General features: G+C 62.8%; 8 protein-coding genes. 4 read left to right on the top strand and 4 right to left on the bottom strand.

What is annotated here, in order from left to right:
- The first annotated feature begins 10 nt into the window (after positions 1–10).
- The 4 genes from AC24GY_RS15305 to AC24GY_RS15320 all read left to right on the top strand — a co-directional run bounded on the left by AC24GY_RS15305 (position 11) and on the right by AC24GY_RS15320 (position 15480).
- Positions 11–11731 carry a filamentous haemagglutinin family protein gene (locus AC24GY_RS15305; RefSeq protein WP_487684614.1) on the top strand — a complete coding sequence of 3907 codons (11721 nt, stop codon included), beginning with the start codon at positions 11–13 and terminating at the stop codon, positions 11729–11731.
- A gap of 27 nt (positions 11732–11758) precedes the next feature.
- A complete protein-coding gene (locus AC24GY_RS15310) occupies positions 11759–13543 on the top strand; it encodes a hypothetical protein (protein ID WP_487684617.1) in 1785 nt (594 codons plus the stop codon).
- A 557-nt stretch (positions 13544–14100) separates the two neighbouring features.
- Positions 14101–14649 carry a hypothetical protein gene (locus AC24GY_RS15315; RefSeq protein ID WP_487684620.1) on the top strand — a complete coding sequence of 183 codons (549 nt, stop codon included), beginning with the start codon at positions 14101–14103 and terminating at the stop codon, positions 14647–14649.
- A gap of 123 nt (positions 14650–14772) precedes the next feature.
- Positions 14773–15480, top strand: a complete 708-nt coding sequence (locus AC24GY_RS15320; protein WP_487684623.1) for a hypothetical protein — start codon at positions 14773–14775, stop codon at positions 15478–15480.
- A gap of 131 nt (positions 15481–15611) precedes the next feature.
- Here AC24GY_RS15320 and AC24GY_RS15325 read toward each other — a convergent pair whose 3' ends face one another.
- From AC24GY_RS15325 to AC24GY_RS15340, 4 genes are all read right to left on the bottom strand, one after another.
- Entirely contained in the window at positions 15612–16697 is a 1086-nt protein-coding gene (locus AC24GY_RS15325; RefSeq protein WP_487684626.1) for a sensor histidine kinase, read from the bottom strand.
- Positions 16698–16732: 35 nt separating this feature from the next.
- The gene (locus AC24GY_RS15330) at positions 16733–17437 is read right to left on the bottom strand and encodes a response regulator transcription factor (protein WP_461526352.1); all 705 of its coding nucleotides are present in this window, start codon (positions 17435–17437) and stop codon (positions 16733–16735) included.
- A 308-nt stretch (positions 17438–17745) separates the two neighbouring features.
- Complete coding sequence (locus AC24GY_RS15335) at positions 17746–18024, bottom strand: hypothetical protein (RefSeq protein WP_487684630.1); 279 nt, start codon at positions 18022–18024, stop codon at positions 17746–17748.
- 144 nt (positions 18025–18168) lie between these two features.
- Positions 18169–19050 carry a GH25 family lysozyme gene (locus AC24GY_RS15340; RefSeq protein WP_487684633.1) on the bottom strand — a complete coding sequence of 294 codons (882 nt, stop codon included), beginning with the start codon at positions 19048–19050 and terminating at the stop codon, positions 18169–18171.
- Positions 19051–19168 lie beyond the last annotated feature (118 nt).

The following is a 19168-nucleotide window of genomic DNA, read 5'->3' on the forward strand; positions in this document are numbered from 1 at the left end:
TGTCTCCGATATGAAGCTTTTCCCCCTTATCTTTTCGAAACCGCACCGGTTCTCCTGCGCGCATGTGCTGCTGGTGCATGTGCTCGTTGTTCTGACTGGTGTGGCACCGACGCCGCTGATCGCGGACATGCTGAGCACGAACATCGGGATCGCCACGGGTGGTGGTGGCAGCGGAGGAACACCTGCTGCGACAGCGCCGGGAGCGGCGAATGCGATCGACACTGCAGCGGCGACGGCGCAGGCGCATGCAAACGCGCAGGACATGCTGACGCGCAACTCGATGGCGCTGGAGGCGGTGAACGCCATGCAGGAGGCCGCGCGGGCCGCAGCAGCGGGAGCGACGAATGCGGGAGCAAACCCGAACTTCCCCGGACAGACGCTGCCGGATGTGCCCAATGGTCTGGGCGTGGGCGGGCTGGACATCAATGGTGCGCCGACCGGGGCGAATGCGCCGACGCAGTCGCTGCAGAACGCGCACACGATTGTGACGATCCAGCAGACGCAGCAGCAGGCGCTGCTGAACTGGAACACATTCAACGTGGGCAGTGACACGACGGTGAAGTTTGACCAAAGCGCGGGCGGCGCGGATGCGGGGACGTGGATCGCCTTCAACAAGATCACGGACCCGTCGGGCAATCCGACGCAGATCCTGGGCTCCATCGAGGCGCAGGGCCAGGTGTACATCATCAATCAGAACGGCATCATCTTCGGCGGAGCGAGCGAGGTGAACACCCATGCGATGGTGGCTTCCGCGCTGCCGCTGAATGACAACCTGGTGACACGCGGGCTGCTGAACAATCCGGATTCACAGTTCCTCTTTTCGGCCAACGCACAGCCAGCAGGCACCAAGGGACCGACACCGGCCTTCACGCCGCCTTCGGTGCCGGCGTTTGGGAAAATCGGCAACGTGACGGTGCAGGCGGGGGCGCAGATCACCGCGCCGACGTCTTCCGCGAATGTCGGCGGGCGGGTGGTGCTGGTGGGGCCGAATGTGACGAACAACGGGACGATCAGCACGCCGGACGGGCAGACGATCCTGGCGGCGGGGATGGAAGTGGGCTTTGACGCGCACAGTTCTGAGGATCCATCGCTGCGCGGGCTGGATGTGTATGTGGGAGATGTCGGCAGCTATGGAGGAACGGCGACGAACGCGGGGCTGATCGAAGCGCCGCGCGGGAGTGTGGAGATTGCTGGCAAAGTCGTGAACCAGAACGGGTTCATCGACAGCAGCACCTCGGTGGCGCTGAACGGACGGATCGACCTGCTGGCGAACTACAACGCGGTGCCGAACATCAACTACAATTCCTCGGACCCGACGCTGGGCGGACCGTTTGTGTACCAGTCGGCGAACTCGACGGGACAAGTGAACGTGGGGAGCGGTTCGGTGACGCAGATCCTGCCGGAATGGGCGAGCACGGAAACGGTGGTGGGAACGGAGCTGGCGCTGAAATCGCAGATCAATTTCCAAGGGCTGAGTGTTTACTTCGGGCAGAACTCGGTGGTGCTGGCACCCAACGCCAACGTCAGCATCAGCGCGGGCATCTGGGATCTGCTGATGGCCCCAGGGAACACGGATCTGGAGTTTGTGGCCTCCAGCGGGCAGATTTACATGGATCAGGGAGCGGTGATCAATGTCGCGGGGTCAACGGCGGTGGCCACGAACCTTTCCAAATACATTTTGACGATCACGCTGCGCGCCAACGAGCTGGCGGACTCGGCGCTGCAGCGCAATGGCAGCCTGCGGGGAGAAACGATCACCGTCGATCTGCGCAACCAGGGAGTGCGGAGCGATGGCACGAAGTGGGTGGGGACGCCGCTGGCAAACCTGACAGGCTACCTCGGCATCATCAACCGGACGGTCGGGGAACTGACCACCGCCGGGGGCACGGTGACAATGAAAGCCGGTGATTCGGTGGTGATGCAGCAGGGGGCGCAGGTGAATGTATCCGGCGGCTATGAGGACTTCAGCGGGGGCACGGTGGCGACCACGCTGCTGGCCGTGGGGGGAAACCTGGTGGACATCGCCAAAGCAGATCCGAACGTGGCGTATGCCGGCATCTACACGGGCAGCACGTCCGTCACAGACACGCGCTGGGGGACCACGGCGACGACGACCGGGATATTTGCCACGCCAAGCCATTATGAAAATGGATACAGCAGCGGGGGCAACGGAGGCAGCCTTGATATTGCCGCGGCAGCCATGGCCCTGGATGGCAGTTTGAAGGGAAACACGATCATTGGCCCGCAGCAGCTGGAGACAGCGCCGCAGCAGAGCAGCCTTTCCCTGGCATTCCAGACGCAGCAGGTGAGCCGGGCGCCATTGCTGTTCCCCACCTATTCTCCAACGCCCCCCGCCATTGAGTTTCGGAACGGCGGAGTCACGCAGACTGCAGCCGATGCCTTTGCGCTGAATGGCAGCGGAGCACCGCTGGCGCTGCGGCAGGACCGGCGGGACACGGTTTATCTTTCGCCAGAGCTGCTGACCACGCAGGGCTTTGGCTCGCTGCTGGTGAACAACGGTGACGGGGACATCACCCTGCCGAGCAATGTGGCACTGACAGCCGCAGCGGGTGGTACGATCCAGCTATACGGAGCGAATGTGAACATCCAAGGAACGCTGTCTGCGCCGGGTGGAAAACTGGAACTGATCGCCTACAACATCTCGCCCTACCTGACGGCGCTGTTGAAAGCGCAGGGATCATATGCCGTGGTGCCACCCGTGAGTGCCACCCGTGGCAAGGTGACGGTGGGAGCCACTGCGGTGATCAGCACCGCCGGGCTGGTGATCAACGACCGGAGAGATGCAGCCGCACCACTGACGGTGCCACATTTCGTCGCCACCAGGAACGCGAGCGGTGAGATCGAATACCGCAGCACGACGCAGGGTGGAAGCATCAGCATTCAAGGCTACATAGCCGAACTCGCGGCGGGGAGTTTGGTGGATGTTTCAGGCGGACTGACAGCGAGCCAGGCGATCACGTATGGAGCAGGCGGCAGCCTTTCAATCCAGGCTGGAAATGACCCGTTGATCGGATCCCTGATGGGCGGGCACCTCACACTTGACGGCACCCTGCAGGGCTACTCTGGCTCCACGGGCGGCGCGCTGGCCTTGAAAGCCCCGACCATCCAGGTGGGAGGCAGCGCGACCTACCCGAACACGCTGCTGCTGGAAGCAGGCTTTTTCAGCCAGGGCGGGTTCAGCAAGTTTACGCTGTTCGGACTTGGTTCAGACATCACGCCGCCTGCCGGTGCGCAAACCTTTGCGCCCGCCATTCTCATCACGCCGGGCGTGGTGATCCGGCCGGTGGTGAGCAGCCTGCAGGCCAGCATTGAACAGCAGAACGGAAAGAGCGCGATCATGCTCACGCATTTGCTGCAACCAGAAGGCTACCGCAACCCAGTGACACTGGACTTCGAAGCGGCCGGGGTGACGAATTTTGTGGACAACCAGCTCGTGGTGCGTGGCAACATCGTGATGGGAGCAGGGGCGCTGATTGAAACGGATGCGCTTGGGAGCGTGACGCTGCACGGGCAGACCGTTGAGATGAGAGGGAGCATCGTGGTACCAGGAGGCACGGTCACGATCAAAGGAGCCAACCACTATCCTGAAAATGGGAATTCGAGCGTGGCGTTTGCGACCGTGCATTTGAGCAGCACGAGCAGTGTCTCGACCGCAGGCAAAACGGTGCTGCTGGCGGATATCTATGGCCGGCGGGTGGGCACGGTGCATGCCGGTGGAACGATCAAGGTGGAAGGAAACATCGTGGCGGATGCCGGGGCGGTTCTGAATGTCTCCGGCACGAGCAGCGTGCTGGATTTGCTGGCTGCGGAAGCCGGGCTGGAGGTGGCGGCGCAGAATTCTGTCTCCGGACTGAACTCGGTGGCAAGCTCCGTTGCGGTCCGGGTCGACAGCAATGGAGGGCTGATTGAACTGAACGGCGGGGAGTTTTTATTCTCGAATGCAACGCTGGTGGGGAACGCCGGCGGCAGCACCGCGCAGGGAGGTGTGCTGACCGTCACCTCCGGTCTGTTTATCTTGCCGGGTTTTGCGAGGGATGACAAGGACACGACGCTGATGGTGGCCCAGGACATGGGGGCATTCACGCAGCCGGTGTTTGCCAGCGGTCAGGATGTGGTGGGCAAATCACTGGTGAACGCCTCGGGGTCGGGCATCACAGCCCAGGGCTACTTTGGGGCGAACTCGTTTCTCAATGGCGGGTTTGATTCACTCAATCTGGAAGGCAACGTGCAGTTCAGCGGCGCGGTCGATGTGACAGCCAGGGGCTATTTGAAAGTGGCGGACGGCGGAGTGATCGCAGCGAATGATCTGGTGCGTCTGACCGCAGCCTATGTGACCCTGGGCAAACCTTTGAGAGAGCCGACCCGCGACGAGGAGCTGGTCAATCCGTTCATTGTTTCCAATCCAGGGCTGGGAAACAGCCCGAGCTACTTCGGTCCGAGCCATGGCAGCGGAAGACTCGAAGTGGTGGCTGATTTGATCGAGACGGGCTTTCTTTCGCTGAAGAACATCGGCCAGGCGAGCCTGACAGCCCGGCAGGAGCTGCGCGGCAATGGGTATTTCGACATCGCGGGTGATCTGACGATCACGGCGGGGCAGATTTATCCGACGACGGCCTCCACCTTCACCATCACGGCCTACAATCATGCCGGGGGCAATGGTTCGGTGACGATTGCGTCATCCGGCAGCACTCCGGAGTTCCCACTTTCAGGCGGTGGCAGGCTGAACATTTATGCGGCGACGATCACGCAGGAGGGCACGCTGCGCGCGCCGTTTGGGACCATCACCCTCGGCTGGGATGGCACAGGCACGGCGCCCAAAGGTCTGGTGACGAATGTGAGCGTGCCGGTGACGCAGCAGATCACGCTTGGCAGCGGGAGCGTGACGTCTGTTTCAGCCATTGATCCGCAGACGGGTCTTGGGGTGCAGATTCCCTATGGTCTGGTGAAGGATGGCAGCGTGTGGATCGACCCCACCGGTCTGGACATCACGAGCATCGGCGTGCCGGACAAGTCGGTGCGAGTGTCTGCGACGAACGTGAGCACGGAGGCGGGATCGGTGCTGGACATTCGAGGCGGGGGCGGGTTGTACGGCTACCGATGGGTGTCAGGCAATGGCGGCACGCAGGACATCCTCGCTTCGAGCGGAGTCTTTGCGATCATTCCGGGCTACAGCTCATTGGCCGCGCCTTACGCGCCCTATTCGACGTCGAGTGTGAACGCCAGCAATCTGGGCGGAGACAAGGGCTATGCGAATGACAGCCTGAAAGTGGGAGACCAGATTTACCTCAAGGGCAACTCACTGGTGGCGGCGGGCACCTACACCCTGCTGCCTGCGCGGTATGCGCTGCTGCCGGGGGCCTTGCTGATCACGCCGAGTGCGGGAACCGCGACTGATGCGCTGGTGAAGCCTGATGGGGCGGTGATGACGAGCGGCTACGTCTTCAACAGTCTGAACCCATCGGTCTCGGGCAGCCTGTACCAGCAGTATGAGATCGCCCCGCAAAGCGTGGTGAAGGCACGTGCGGAGTACACCGATTATTCGGCGACAACCTTTATCACCGCCGCACAGCAGGGCCTGAGCCTGCCGGTTTCACGCACGGCGCTGGACGCGGGCTATGCACTGATCGGCGCCCAGCAAAACATGCAGCTGGACGGGAATGTCTCAGCCAGCGGGATGCAGGGCGGACGTGGCGGGCGGGTGGACGTCAGCAGCCCGCTGGACATCATTCTGGCAGCACCGGGTGCGCCGGCACAGAGCGGCAAGCTGGTGCTGAACGCCACGCTGCTGAGCGGGTGGAATGCGGAAAGCCTGCTGATCGGCGGGGACCGAACCTTTGGCACCAGCACGAGCACCGTCAATGCGCGCAGCAACCAGGTGACATTGGATGCCGGGGTGGCCCTGACTGGCACTGAAATCATCCTGGCAGCGAAGCAAACGATCACGCTGGCCATCAATGCGACAATCACGCAGACCGGCACCCAGACCGCTGCTGATTCTCTGAACCTGAGCGGCAATGGCTCGCTGGTGCGTGTCAGTGGTGTGGCCACGGCGCAGACGCTGCGCACCGGGGTGACGACCTCGGCACTGCCGCAACTGAACGTGGCGGCGGGCGTGCGAATCAGTGGTGCGAGCATCACGCTGGACTCCAGCAATGTGACCGCGCTGGACAACAGCGCCAGCCTCACCTCCCAGGCGGTGAATTTGAACAGCGGCCGAATCTCCGTGCTGCTGACCACCCCCGGCGCTTTGCAGACCACCGGCAGCCTGGTGCTGGGTGGCACCACCCTGGCGGGCCTGCAAAACACCGCAGCGCTTTCGCTGCTGAGCTACACCTCCATCGACCTGTATGGCACGGGCACCTTTTCCAGCACGGGAACCCTGGCGCTGCATGCGGGTGAAATTCGCGGCTTCAACCAAGGCGCAGACAGCATCAACCTGACGGCATCCGCCATCCTGCTGGACAACAGTGCGAACAGCACGGCCGGCACGGCGGGCACGATGTCAGGCGAGCTGAATATCACGGCCGCGACGATCACGATCGGCCAGAACGCGCTGGCGGTGGCGCAGTTTTCGACGGTGGCACTGAATGCCTCCGGCGGCATCTTGATGCAGGGAGCGGGATCATTCACCGCGCAGGGCGACTTGAACGCCGTGACGCCATTCATCACCGGCGGCAGCAACGCAACGCAAAGGCTGGTGGCGGGAGGGAGCCTGAGCCTGACGCAGCCGACGGGCCCGCTGGCGACGCCGACGAGCCTGGGACTCGGTGCGCAGGTGACGTTTGAAGGAGCGAGCGTGACGGCCAGCACGGCCATCCTGCTGCCCAGCGGCCAGATTTCCCTGCATGCCAGAACGGGAGATGTGAGTGTGAGCGGCAGGCTGGACGCCGGCGGCAGTGTGAGGCATTTCTTTGACCAGATACGCTACACGGATGCGGGACAGGTGATCCTGACAGCGGACAACGGCAACGTGACGCTGAACTCGTTCGGGAGCATCAATGTGGCAGCGGCGGCCTACGGCAGCGGGGGGACGTTTACCGCCAGCGCCGTCCATGGGCAGGTGAGTCTGAACGGAGCCCTGACGGGACAGGCGGGGATCGCAGGCACGGCAGGCTCCGCCAAAATCGATGTGAGCGCCCTGCCCTCCTTCAGTGCGCTGAATGACAAGCTCAACGCGGGGTCATTTACGCAAAGGCGCGATGTGCGTGTGCGCAGCGGGAATGTGACGATTGAGGGCCTGGTGACCGCGCACGAATTCTATCTGGGAGCGGATCAGGGATCGATCACGGTGAATGGCGCCATCGACGCCTCCGGGGCGACGGGCGGCACGATCAGACTGTCTGCCAATGGCAGCCTCACGCTGAACACGCTGAGCGGGACAGGTGGCAGTGTGGTGGGAAGCAGCCGCAGCATCACGGTGAGCAACATGACGGGAGTCTCCGTGGGGCAGTCGGTGAGCGGTACGAACATTGCCGCAGGGACCTACGTCACCGCGATCAATGGCAATCAGGTGACCCTGAGCCAGGATGTGACGGCGGCCGTGCCGGCGAGCACGAGCCTGGTCTTTGGGGCGCGGCTGAGCGTGGCGGCGGCCGACTTTAACAGTGCCGGCAAGGGAGGATCTGTGACGCTGGAATCCGGCACGGACCGCAATGGCTACATCGGCACCAGCAGTGTGCTGGGCGGGGCAAACGCCAACAGTGTGAACGCCGCTGACAAGGTGACGATTTTGGCAGGGACGCTGATCGACCTCTCGGTGGCCTCCAAGGTGGCGGGTGCTGCCACGGTGGTGGGATCGAGCGCGTTTCAGGGGAAATTCAGCGGCACGCTGCACATCCGTGCGCCGCAGATCAACACGACGAACAACTCGCAGTCCGGCAGCATCAACGACATTCTCGTGGGCGCGCTGGACGGCAGCATCGTGGACGCATCGAGCATTACGGTGGAAGGTTACCGCATCTATGATCTGACGGGCGCAAGCGGAGCGAGCGTGGCGATTTCCTCTGCAACGCAGACGAGCATCAACACGAATTCGCAGGCATTTCTGGGCGCGTCCGGGAGCACCTCGGCCACTTATACAAGCATCACCAACCGGCTGCTGGCGAACAATGCAGGGCTGTCCTCCGTGTATGTGCTGGCGCCGGGGGCGGAGATCATCAACCGCACCGGCAATCTGACGCTGGGAACTGCCACCTCGGCGGCTGCGGAGGACTGGAACCTTGCGACCTTTCGCTATGGCCCCAAGAGTGCGGCGGGCGTGCTGACGCTGCGTGCGGCGGGCAATCTGGAATTCTACAACACGCTGAGCGATGGCTTTCAGGTGCCGACCACCGGCATTGTCGTCGAGCGGATGTGGATGGCCACGCTGATGGCACAAAGCGGCCTGCGCCCGCTGAACAACCAGTCGTGGTCCTACCGCATGGCGGCGGGAGCGGATTTCTCGGCATCGAATTTCCGCGAAGTCGTGGCGCTGAGCAGCCTGGGAGCCAACTCGGGATCTGTGCTCCTGGGCAAAGATGCGGGACAGGCCATTCCCACCAGCTCCGGGCTCAACTCGTCACCCGGTGAGAGCGCCGTGACGCGGCTGGCCATCAATCCCAACAACAGCACCTCCACCACGACGGACACCACGACGAGCAACCGCTTTCAGGTGATCCGGACGGGCACGGGGAGCATTGAGATCGCCGCCGGACGGGATGTGCAGCTTTTGAACCAGTTTGCCACCATCTACACCGCAGGGGTGGCGGTGGCGGCGGCGACGACGGTGTTCGCCGCAGGTGACTTTGTGCTTCCCATCGTCACTGTGACCTCGCTGCCTCAGACCTCGCTGGGCGCAGTGCAGCAGCTCTACGCCCCCCAATACAGCATGGCGGGGGGGAATGTGGATGTGTCAGCCCAGGGGGACATCATCCATCTGACGAAGGATTCGCAGGGCAACCTGATCATGGATTCGCAGCGTCAACTGCCCAACAACTGGCTGATGCGCCGAGGGTATGTCAATGATGCGGGAATTTATGGAACCACGCGGGTTTCCAACGGCGCGGTGCAGACCGTCAATGACGTGGCTTCGTCCACGACCTGGTGGATCAACTTCAGCAACTTCTTTGACGGCGTGGCCGCGCTGGGCGGTGGCAATGTGACGCTGAAGGCAGGGCATGATGTGCAGAATGTGAGCGCGCACGCGACCACCAACGCCCGTGCGGCGAGGGGGACGCCCAGCGCGGCGACTCTGCTGGAGCTTGGCGGCGGGGATGTGGTGGTGCAGGCGGGCCGCAACATTGACGGCGGCGTTTACTACGTGGAGCGCGGCACCGGCACTTTGAGCGCAGGAGGAGAGATCACCACCAATTCGACGCGTTCCCCCTCTCTGGGCCTCCTGGGGTCGGCGGCAAGCATCTACCCTGAAGCCACCTGGCTGCCCACCACCCTGTTTGTGGGCAAAAGCAGTTTTACAGTCAGCGCGCGTGGCGATGTGCTGCTGGGCCCCGTGGCAAACACCTTCCTGATGCCGCAAGGGGTGACCAACAGACATTGGTACAAGACGTACTTCTCCACCTATGCGTCCGACAGCAGTGTGGCCGTGACTTCGCTGGGGGGCGACATCACCATCCGGCAGGCCGCAACGGTGCCGGACTCCACCACGCCGGAAAGCATGCTGAGCCTGTGGCTGCGTAACTCGCTGCTGCTCAACGCCAGCTCGGCGGCGTACTACCAGCCCTGGCTGAGACTGGCGGAAACCAACGTGGACCCCTTCAGCACGCTGACCACACTGATGCCTGGCAGCCTGAAGGCAGCGGCCTTCTCTGGAGACATCAATCTGACGGGCACCCTCACTCTCTCGCCGTCGGCCACGGGCACCCTGGAACTGCTGGCAGCGGGCGCGGTGAACGGCCTGCGGCCCAATGGCGTCTCGACAAGCATCATCTCCAACAGCCAGACCACGGTGTGGACTTCCGCCTCGGTGAACCTTTCGGATGCCAATCCGGCATCCATTCCCGGAGTGCTGACGCCGTATGCCTATTATCAAACCTACTTCAACCCGGCCGCGCCGACTGCCGTCAACAACCCCATTGCCCAAACCACGAGAAGCACCTTTCTGCAGACGATCGACACGTTGTTTGCCGAATCGGGATCGACGTCCGGGATCTATGCATCCACCCAGACGAAGCAGGCGCTGCATGCGGCAGGACTTCTGCATGCGAACGACGCGAACCCGCTGCTGGTTTATGCAACCGGGGGCGACATCTCCGGTCTGACGCTGTTCTCTGGAAAGCTGGCGCAAATCCTGGCGCAACGTGACATCACTGACATTGCCTTCTACATCCAGAACACCCAGACCACGGACGTCTCAGTGGTGTCCAGCGGGCGTGACATCGTGGCCTACAATGCGAACTCCGCGCTGCGCTCCCTGGCGGTGGCGAAAGGCAACCTGCCGAACGCGCGCGAGACGCCGAAATCGGGCGACATCCAGATCAGCGGACCGGGGACACTGCAGGTGCTGGCGGGGCGGAATCTGAATCTGGGCACGGGATCGAACGACAAGGACGGAACGGGCGTGGGGATCACGAGCATCGGCAACGGGCGCAATCCTTATCTGCCATTTGCGGGATCGGATGTGATCGTGGGGGCGGGCATGGGGGCGGCGGCGGCGGGCATCGGCGGTGGGACACCGGACTTTGGGGCGTTCATCACTTACATCTCCACGACGGCGACGGGTGCGCGTTATCTGGCGGAGCTGGCGAAAATCCTGGGCGTGGCTTCGGTGAATCTGAATGATCCGCTGCTGACGGCGGACGAGCAGAAGCAACTGGCGATGGCGGTCTTCTACCTGGCGCTGCGTGATGCAGGGCGTGACCACAATGATCCGGACAGTCCGAACGTGGGGACTTATGCGGAAGGCTATGCGGCCATCGCGAAGCTGTTCCCGACGACCAGCGAGGGGAGCATCCAGACGCAGGCGCGTGACATCCGCACGAGGAGCGGCGGGGACATCAGCATTCTGGCGCCGCAAGGGGGGCTGCAACTGGCCTCCACAACGATCGGCAGCACGCTGGCACCACCGGGGATCATCACGGAAGGGGGCGGGAGCATCAACATCTTTGCAGGCAAGAGCGTGGACATCGGGATCTCGCGTATTTTCACCCTGAAGGGCGGCGACATCATGATCTGGTCCACGACGGGAGACATCGCGGCGGGGTCGTCATCGAAGACGGTGCAGTCCGCGCCGCCGACGCGGGTGCTGATTGACCCGCAGAGCGCGAACGTGGCGACGGACCTTGCGGGTCTGGCGACGGGGGGTGGCATCGGCGTGCTGGCGACGGTGGCGGGTGTGGCTCCGGGGAATGTGGACTTGATCGCGCCGATCGGTGCGGTGGATGCGGGTGACGCGGGCATTCGTGCGACGGGGAATCTGAACATCGCGGCGACGATCGTGCTGAATTCGGCGAACATCGCCGTGGGTGGGACGAGCGCGGGGACGCCTGCGGCGCCTTCCGTGGCGGCACCGAGCCTGGGCGGGCTGGCGGCGGCTTCTTCGAGCGCGGCGGCGGGGACTTCGGCGGCGAACAACCAGGTGCCGAAGCAGGACAAGGAGGAGCAGGCCATGGGACAGGACCAGCCTTCGTTCATCACGGTGCAGGTGATTGGCTACGGTGGTGGCGATGGCGGGGATGATGAACGTAAACGTAGAAGTGACCAGCCGGGCGAGTAATGTAGCCCCCACGCACCCCTAGAGACCATGGCTTTCCAATTTGACTCCGATTCGCAGAAGAAGATCCCTGACCAGATGCCGCCGAGGGAGCGGATCGGGAAGTTTTCGCTGCTGGTGCTCGGGGCGTTTGTGCTGCTGATCGTGAGCTTGTTTGCCTGGCACCCGCTGGCGACGGCGGTGCGCGGGGTGCTGGCGCGGCGGAATGCGAAGGAGGCACGGGAGGCGACGGCGGCGAAGGACTGGGTGAAGGCGCACCAGGCGGTGACGCTGGCGCGGCAGCGGGCACCTGAGGATGAGGAGGTGATCCTGGCGATGGTGGATTTTCTGAAAGCGACGGGCTCTGACCCTGGCGGACTGGCGCAGTATCTGCAGCGGCTGAAGGTGAAGCGGCCGCTGACGGCGGAGGAGGAGCTTACACTGGGGCGCGCGCTGATCAGCAGCGGGAAGACGAAGGATGCGCGTGAGGTTTATGAGAAGCTGCCGCTGAAGCAGAGCACGCAGCAGCCGGGGCTGGAGCTGCTTTCGAGCATTCTGAACGCGGAGGGGCATACGAAGGAGGCGGCGGAAATCGAGCAACGTGCGGTGGTGATGAGCAAGGCTGATGCGACGCCTGAGACGCAGATAAAGGCGGCGGTGTCTGACATGGGGAGCCACTATGTGGAGGTGCAAAACCATGCGGTGAAGCAGCTGTGGCAGCTGGCTGAACTGAGCACGCAGACGGGGATGGATGCGATCCTGCAACTGGCGGGGAGCCCGGGGCTGACGCTGCCGCAGGCGAACCAGCTGCTGGTGATGGAGGAAAAGCACCCGCTGCAGGCGATGGGGGCGCGGCTGATGGTGGTGTCTGCGCTGATGCGGCTGCAGCCGGAAAGGCGTGTGGAGCTGGCGGAGGCGGAGGTGCGGCGCTTAACTGAGACCAAGAACGGCCGGCTGGAGGACATGGCCTACTGGCTGATGCGGGAGAAGTTGAATGATCAGCTGCTGAAGCTGGTGCCGAAGGAGCTGGCGGCGCAGTCGCGCGAGCTGTACCCGATCCTGGTGCAGACGCTGTCTCAGGCGGAGCGCTGGGAGGAACTGCAAGGGGTGCTGAAGATACCGAATCCGCCGGTGTCTGCGACGCTGCTGGATCTGGCGATGGCGGAGGTGCTGAGCCATGTGCAGCCGGACATGCGGGAGTCCCGCCGCATTTTGCAGGGGACGGTGATCAATGCGGCGCAGGCGGGGGATGTGGGGACGCTGCAGGCGGCGGCGGGGCTGGCGGAGAAGCTGAATTTTGCGGATGTGGCCTGCCAGGCGTACAAGGCGGCGGGGATGAGATCTGCGGAGAACAATGCGAGCGAGGCGGCGCTGCAGAACCTGCAAAAGAGCGTGGAGCTGGCGCTGCGTGCGAAGGACACGGAGACGCTGCTGGAGGTGTCCCGCCGGCTGCATGTGCTGAGCCCGAGCAGCGCGGTGTTTGCGGACCGGTTTGTGTACCTGCGGCTGGTGCTGGGGGTGGAGATGGAGACGGTGGATGTGAAGGCGCTGATGGCGGAGACTGAGGCGAAGACGGCGGTGAGTGTGACTCTGGAACGGATCCCGCCGCCGCTGCTGCTGGCGCTGTCCGCTTACAGAATGGGAGATCGTGAGGGGATGGTGAAGCATCTGGCTTCCCTGCCCCGTGGCGAGAGCCTGTCCCCCGGCCCGCGTGCGGTGGCTGCGGGGCTGCTGTCTCTGGTGGGCAAGGCGGACCGCGCATTTGTGCTGGCGGAGAAGATTCCGGGGGCGCTGCTGCTGGAGGAGGAGAAGGTGTTTTTGATGCGGGCGCTGTGAGGGGCGGGACGCGGAAGCTTTAAGCCTGGCTCAAGGGAGCGGGAAAATGAGTGCGCAGCGGTGGCGGTGCATTGATGATACCCTCAGCAGTTGAAAAGGAGTCTTGATGCTCCCTCAAGCGGAGAGGTTGGGCTGTTTCCAACGATGGTGGCATAATATCACACTTGGAAACCGTCGCGGCAAACGCCCTGCCCTCCTGCCTTGCCAAAGTGCAAGGACGGCGCACCTTTTTGAGCGCCAGCGAAGCTGCAGACCCGAAGCTTCGGACCCGCACAGCGGTTCCCTACCGGCCCTGCGGCACGCGCTGCTCTGGAGGGTGGGGATGAGGTGTGCGCGGCCCTGGACGACTTCGTCCCAGCGTGGGCTTTCTGTCACCTGTCATCTGGATCTGAAAAGTGCCGTAAGTGGTTTCGAGTGCTTCGGCTTCACCGGTTGGGAGACAGACCGGTTTTCAGAGGATCGTGAGATGAGTGGTGGCTTGAAAAAGAGTTGGCGCACGCAACCCTTTCGATCTTCACTGCTGAGAGAAGCACGCGCCCTCAAGCGCCTCCAAGACTATGAAATCCTCTTTTGTCATTCTGAGTTTGTTCATCTTCGCGGCTGTCGCGACGCCGCTGGTTTTGGGTGCGGAGAAAGCGGAGGAGAAACGGCCGACTGCGGATGAGCAGACGGAGGCTGGCTTTCAGCTGATGAAGACGGAACTGCTGGGGAAGCTGGGCTTTGAAATGAAGGCGAGCGAGGTGGTGAAGGCTTATGGGAAGGCCACGGCCAAAGGCAAGATGGAAAACTGGGAGGGCGTGGGCCTCTATGTGCAGCAGTGGGACTATCCGGAGCTGGGAGTGGAGCTGCAGATGGCGGCTGAAAAGAAGGACGGGGTGCAGACGGTTTATATGATCAAGGCCACGAAGCGGTGCAAGCTGAGCACGACCCATGGCATCCACATTGGGAGCAGTGAAGAGGAGGTGGCGAAGGCTTATGGGAAGCTGAGGGGTGATGAGAGCGAGGCGGGGAAAACGTTTATCGCGGGGTCGACGGTGGGTGGGGTGATCTTTGGTTTTGAAGAGGGCAAGGTGGAGTCGATTTTTATTGGGGCGGCTTCGGAGTGAGGGGAACCGTTCATGCCTGACATTCACAGCCATCATTTGCTGAGCAGATAAATGCATTGCGGCTCCAGCGTGGACAGCATATCATTCTGTTAACGGTGGAAAAAATTCCAACCTTTTAAAGCCATGATCAAACCAATGGTGACAGCAGTCATGCTCATGTGCGGAATCCTATGCCGAGCGGATGACCCTCAGGTTTCGGAGATCACGAATCTCACCTTGAAGAACCAGAAGAACCTCCTGAGCGATGAACATTGGCGGGACCACGGACAGAGGTTTGATGAACTGATGGAGGCCATTGGCGAGAAGGAGTTCAAACGGAATGAGAGCGGCCGATTGAATCCCGCGGTTTGCGCAGACAGGATCCGACTGATTGCGCTTTACCGCTTTCAGCACCGGGACCTGTTTGAGGAGATTTACAAAACTTATGTGAAGCATCCCAGCGGAGCTGAGATTGAAAAGATGCGTCAGGCCTACATCGCTGAGAATCCGCAGACTGAGGAAATGAAGAAGTTAAACCAGGAGATTTATCCGGCTGGTGTACGTCTCGTTCGGGTGGATCCCAGATTCCCGGCGCCTCATTCCATTCAGAAAGCGCATCTGGCCCCCAAATACCGTTTTTGTTTTGAGTACTTTTGGATGGCTCCTGTGCATGAGCAGCCAATGAGTCACTTTGATGATGCTCTGGAGATGGCTTTGGACCATTTCAAAAAGGAGCCGGGCGGCACTGACATCAGGGAGCTAATCAAACCCAAGACCGAAGACTCCAAGTCACATCCCCCGGCAAAACCGGAACCGGCTAAAGCCGGTACTACAATACGAAGAGAGGGGTGAGCGGAGCGTCTGGGAAACAACGGTCAACTACCGTCAACCACTGCAAACTCCGGGCGCAGGGCGGCTGAGTGTTTGCGGAGCGGAAGGATCGAGGACGAGCTGGAAGAGGGGGGCAGGAATGCCCCGATACTTTAGCCGGGCAAGGGTACGCGGATGGTGAATGACGTGCTGCGGCCGGGGTGGCTTTCGAGGTCGATGGTGCCGCCGTGGACTTCGACGGCGCGTTTGACGATGGAGAGGCCGAGGCCGGTGCCTTTGGACTCCTGGACGCCGCGGTAGAAGCGCTTGAAGGCGTAGGGGACGTCTTCGGGGCGGATGCCGATGCCGTCATCGGTGACGGTGATGATGCACTCGTGCTGGGTCCAGCGGCCGGTGATGGTGATGCGGAGGCCGGTGCGGGGATTTTCTTTGAGGGCGTTTTCGATGAGATTGGAAAAGATCTGATCCCAGTAGAAGCGATCGCCGCTGAGGATGCCGCCGTCGGGGGGGAAGTCGAGGGTGATGACGGGCTGGCGGATTTCGATGAGGGGGGTGAGATGCTCGATGGCATCATGCACGCAGGCGCGGACGAGGAAGGTTTCGGTCTTGAGGGGTTCTTCGAGGCCTTCGAGCCGGGAGATGGTGAGCATGTCGTCGATGATGCGCATCATGCGGCGGGAGTGCTTTTCCATGACATCGAGACAGCGCACCAAGGAGGTGGTGTTTTTGATCATGCCGCTTTTCAGGGTCTCGATGTAACCGTGGATGAGGGAGAGCGGGGTGCGGAGCTCGTGCCCGGCGCTGGTGACGAAATCCTGACGGGTCTGGGCGATGGTGTCGTGCTCGGTGCGGTCTTCGACCATGACCCAGATGCCGGTGCGGGGGCCTTCGCTCCAGGGGGAGGCGGAGAGGTGGTAGTGGCGCTCATGGCTCCACTCGGCGGCGTAGGAGTGGGGGAGCGGGAGGCGAAGCTCCCCCTCCACACGGGTGCGGCGGCTGCGGGCGTCTTTGATGATGCGGGTGATGGCCTCCAGGCTGGGTGCGTTGCCAAGGGGGCGGCCTTCCTCCAGGGAATGCGGGAGAAGCATGACGCTCATGGCGAGATTGGCGAAGACGATGGTGTCTGCGTCATCGACGACGAGGATGCCCTGGGGGGCTTCATTGAGGAGGGTGCCGAAGAGGCGGCAGTCATCCTGCATGCACATGGGGGAGGCGGTGTCCGCGCGCGGTGCATTCATTCCTGGCTGAGCCGGGGCGGTCATCACCTCACTGGTCATGCGTCTGCGTCTGCGAGCTCTTGGACGACGCTTTGGAAGAGGTAACCCTGGCGGCGCAGGGTGCCGATGTGGCGGCCGTGGTCTCCGAGTTTGTCGCGGAGGCGTTTGATGTGGGTGTCGAGGGTGCGGGAGTGGGTGTCGTCTGCGTAACCCCAGACGGCGCTGAGGAGCTCGCTGCGGGAGTGGATCACGTCCGGATTGGCCATGAGGGTGGTGATGAGCTTGAGCTCGGTGATGGTGAGCTCGACGAGCTTGCCGCTGATGGAGAGGGACATGTTCTTGCGGTCGAGGAGGAACTCGCCGATGCGCTGCTCTGCGAGCATGACGACTTTTTGCGAACGGCGGAGGACGGCGCCGATGCGGAGCATGAGCTCGCGGGGGCTGAAGGGCTTGGTGAGGTAGTCGTCTGCGCCACTCTCAAGTCCGGCGATGCGGTCATTCGTCTGCGCACGGGCAGTGAGCATGATGACGGGGATGTGGCGCGTGCGGGTGTCTGCGCGGAGGCGGCGGTGGACCTGGACGCCATCGATGCCGGGGAGCATGATGTCGAGGACGATGAGGTCGGGGGCGGTCTTGACGGCCATGGGGAGAACTGCGAGGCCATTGCCCACGGAGACGACCTCGTGGCCTTCACGCTGGAGGTGTAGGCTTACGAGTTCGACAATATCCTTCTCATCATCGACTACCAGGATTCTGCTCATGTTTGGGTGACGAGACTGTGACGGCAGGAATGGAGCGCTGCCAAAGACAAGCATGTTACGATCTCGTCGCAGAGTGTGAGGGGGGAGATGATTGTGACGGATTCGTTGCGGAAGGAGGCGAAGGAAAGCGTATGTGCTGGCGAGGGGGGAATGGGTGTGGGGTTTTGCGGGGTGTGGCGGGCTTATGGAGCGGTGGCCTTGGGCGCTACTTTGAATAGGCGGAGGGCTTAATGTTGCATTGGCGGGGACTGATGCTGGATGCTGGATGCTGGTTGCTGGATGCTGGTTGCTGGTTGCGCAGTGATGGGTTAATGCGGCGGGGCGTGTGGCGGAGCCTTGGGCTTGCTTTCCGGATTTGGGCGGTGGTACCAGGGCAGCCTCGCTGAGGCTTCCTCCTTCGCTCTGCGAGCTTCGTAGGACACGCGGCAACTCTTCGCCAGGATGCGCAGCTCCTTTGGGAATGATGTCGCACGTCGCGGCTGGGAGGCTGCCTGGATCGCAAGAACGATCCGCCGCCAGGCATGGAAATCCTCTGGCGGGGGCGGCACGATCTCCACGACATGAACGAAACCGGGAAGCTGGTTCATGTGGTGGGTGATCGTTAGGGCGCAGCGCGTCCCTGCCAGCCTTCACGCGCCGCGCTGCTTGGCTGCGCCGCGTCCGTGGAATCCTTCGTCCCAGCGTGAACTGGCATTATCTCACATCCTCCCTTTCCAAATCCCCCCTGCCCCTCACCGCCACGCACTCACCGCCGAGGAATGCGTGCGGTAAAATTCCTCAAACGCCGCGTGGGAGCCGTGGAAGAAGGTGCGGTCGCAGAAATGCCGCAGGGTGGCGCGGCCGCCGCTACGGGTGTAGGCGCCGCCCACGTCTCCGGTGAATTCCGGGCCGAGCAGCGCGGTCTTGGGATGGCCGCTGATGTCCCCGCAGTACTGCCAGAAGCTCCAGGTGCCAAAGACGCGCGGCACGCTGAAGGTCATGTGCATGGCCGACTGCTCGCCGTAGCGCGGGATCCACAGGCCGCAGGCCTTGAGCACCGTGCGCTCCGGAGGAGTGAGCGCCTGCAGCTCGCGCACCTGCTGGTCAAAGCCCGGCATACCAGGAAGTGGCACGCTGCAGTAGAGCAGCGGCCATGCGCCGGTGCGCGCCCGCACGTGCTGCGCGCCCCAGGCGAGCTGCGACCACGAGACGCGGTCCTGCCCTTCGTTGTCCAGCACCATCATCACCGGATGCCCCGCCGTGCCATGGCGATGCGCCGTGGCGGCCACCACGCGAATGAAGCGGTCCAGCTGCACCTGCAGATTTCCGGCGCGGTTCACGTAATGATACGCGCCCCACTTCAGCCCGGCCACGCGTGCGGCATGCTCGCGCCAGGCGTAGTCCGCATCCGTCTTCGTGCCGCCACGGGTGGCGCGGTGGATCATCAATTCCACGCCCATGCGGCGCAGCAGATCGCAGCGGACCGCACCGCCGTCTCTGCCGAAGTCCACGGTGTTGTTGAGCAGTGAAGAGCGCGCGTGATGGACGGAGACGGTCTCCGTGCGGATGGGGGCGCAGGACGCGAGAAGCGATGCGACAGCGATGCAGGACCTGATCGAGGCGCGAGTGTTCATGGCACCGTTTTAGCGGGAGGCGTGGGGTGGCGTCAATGAGGAAGCGTGGGGGTGGGTGCATCTTTGTCACCGCTGCGCGGCTGCACAGAATGCCACATGCTGGGCTCGCGGCTCAGAG

The sequence above is a fragment of the Prosthecobacter sp. Pr1 genome (assembly GCF_057652315.1).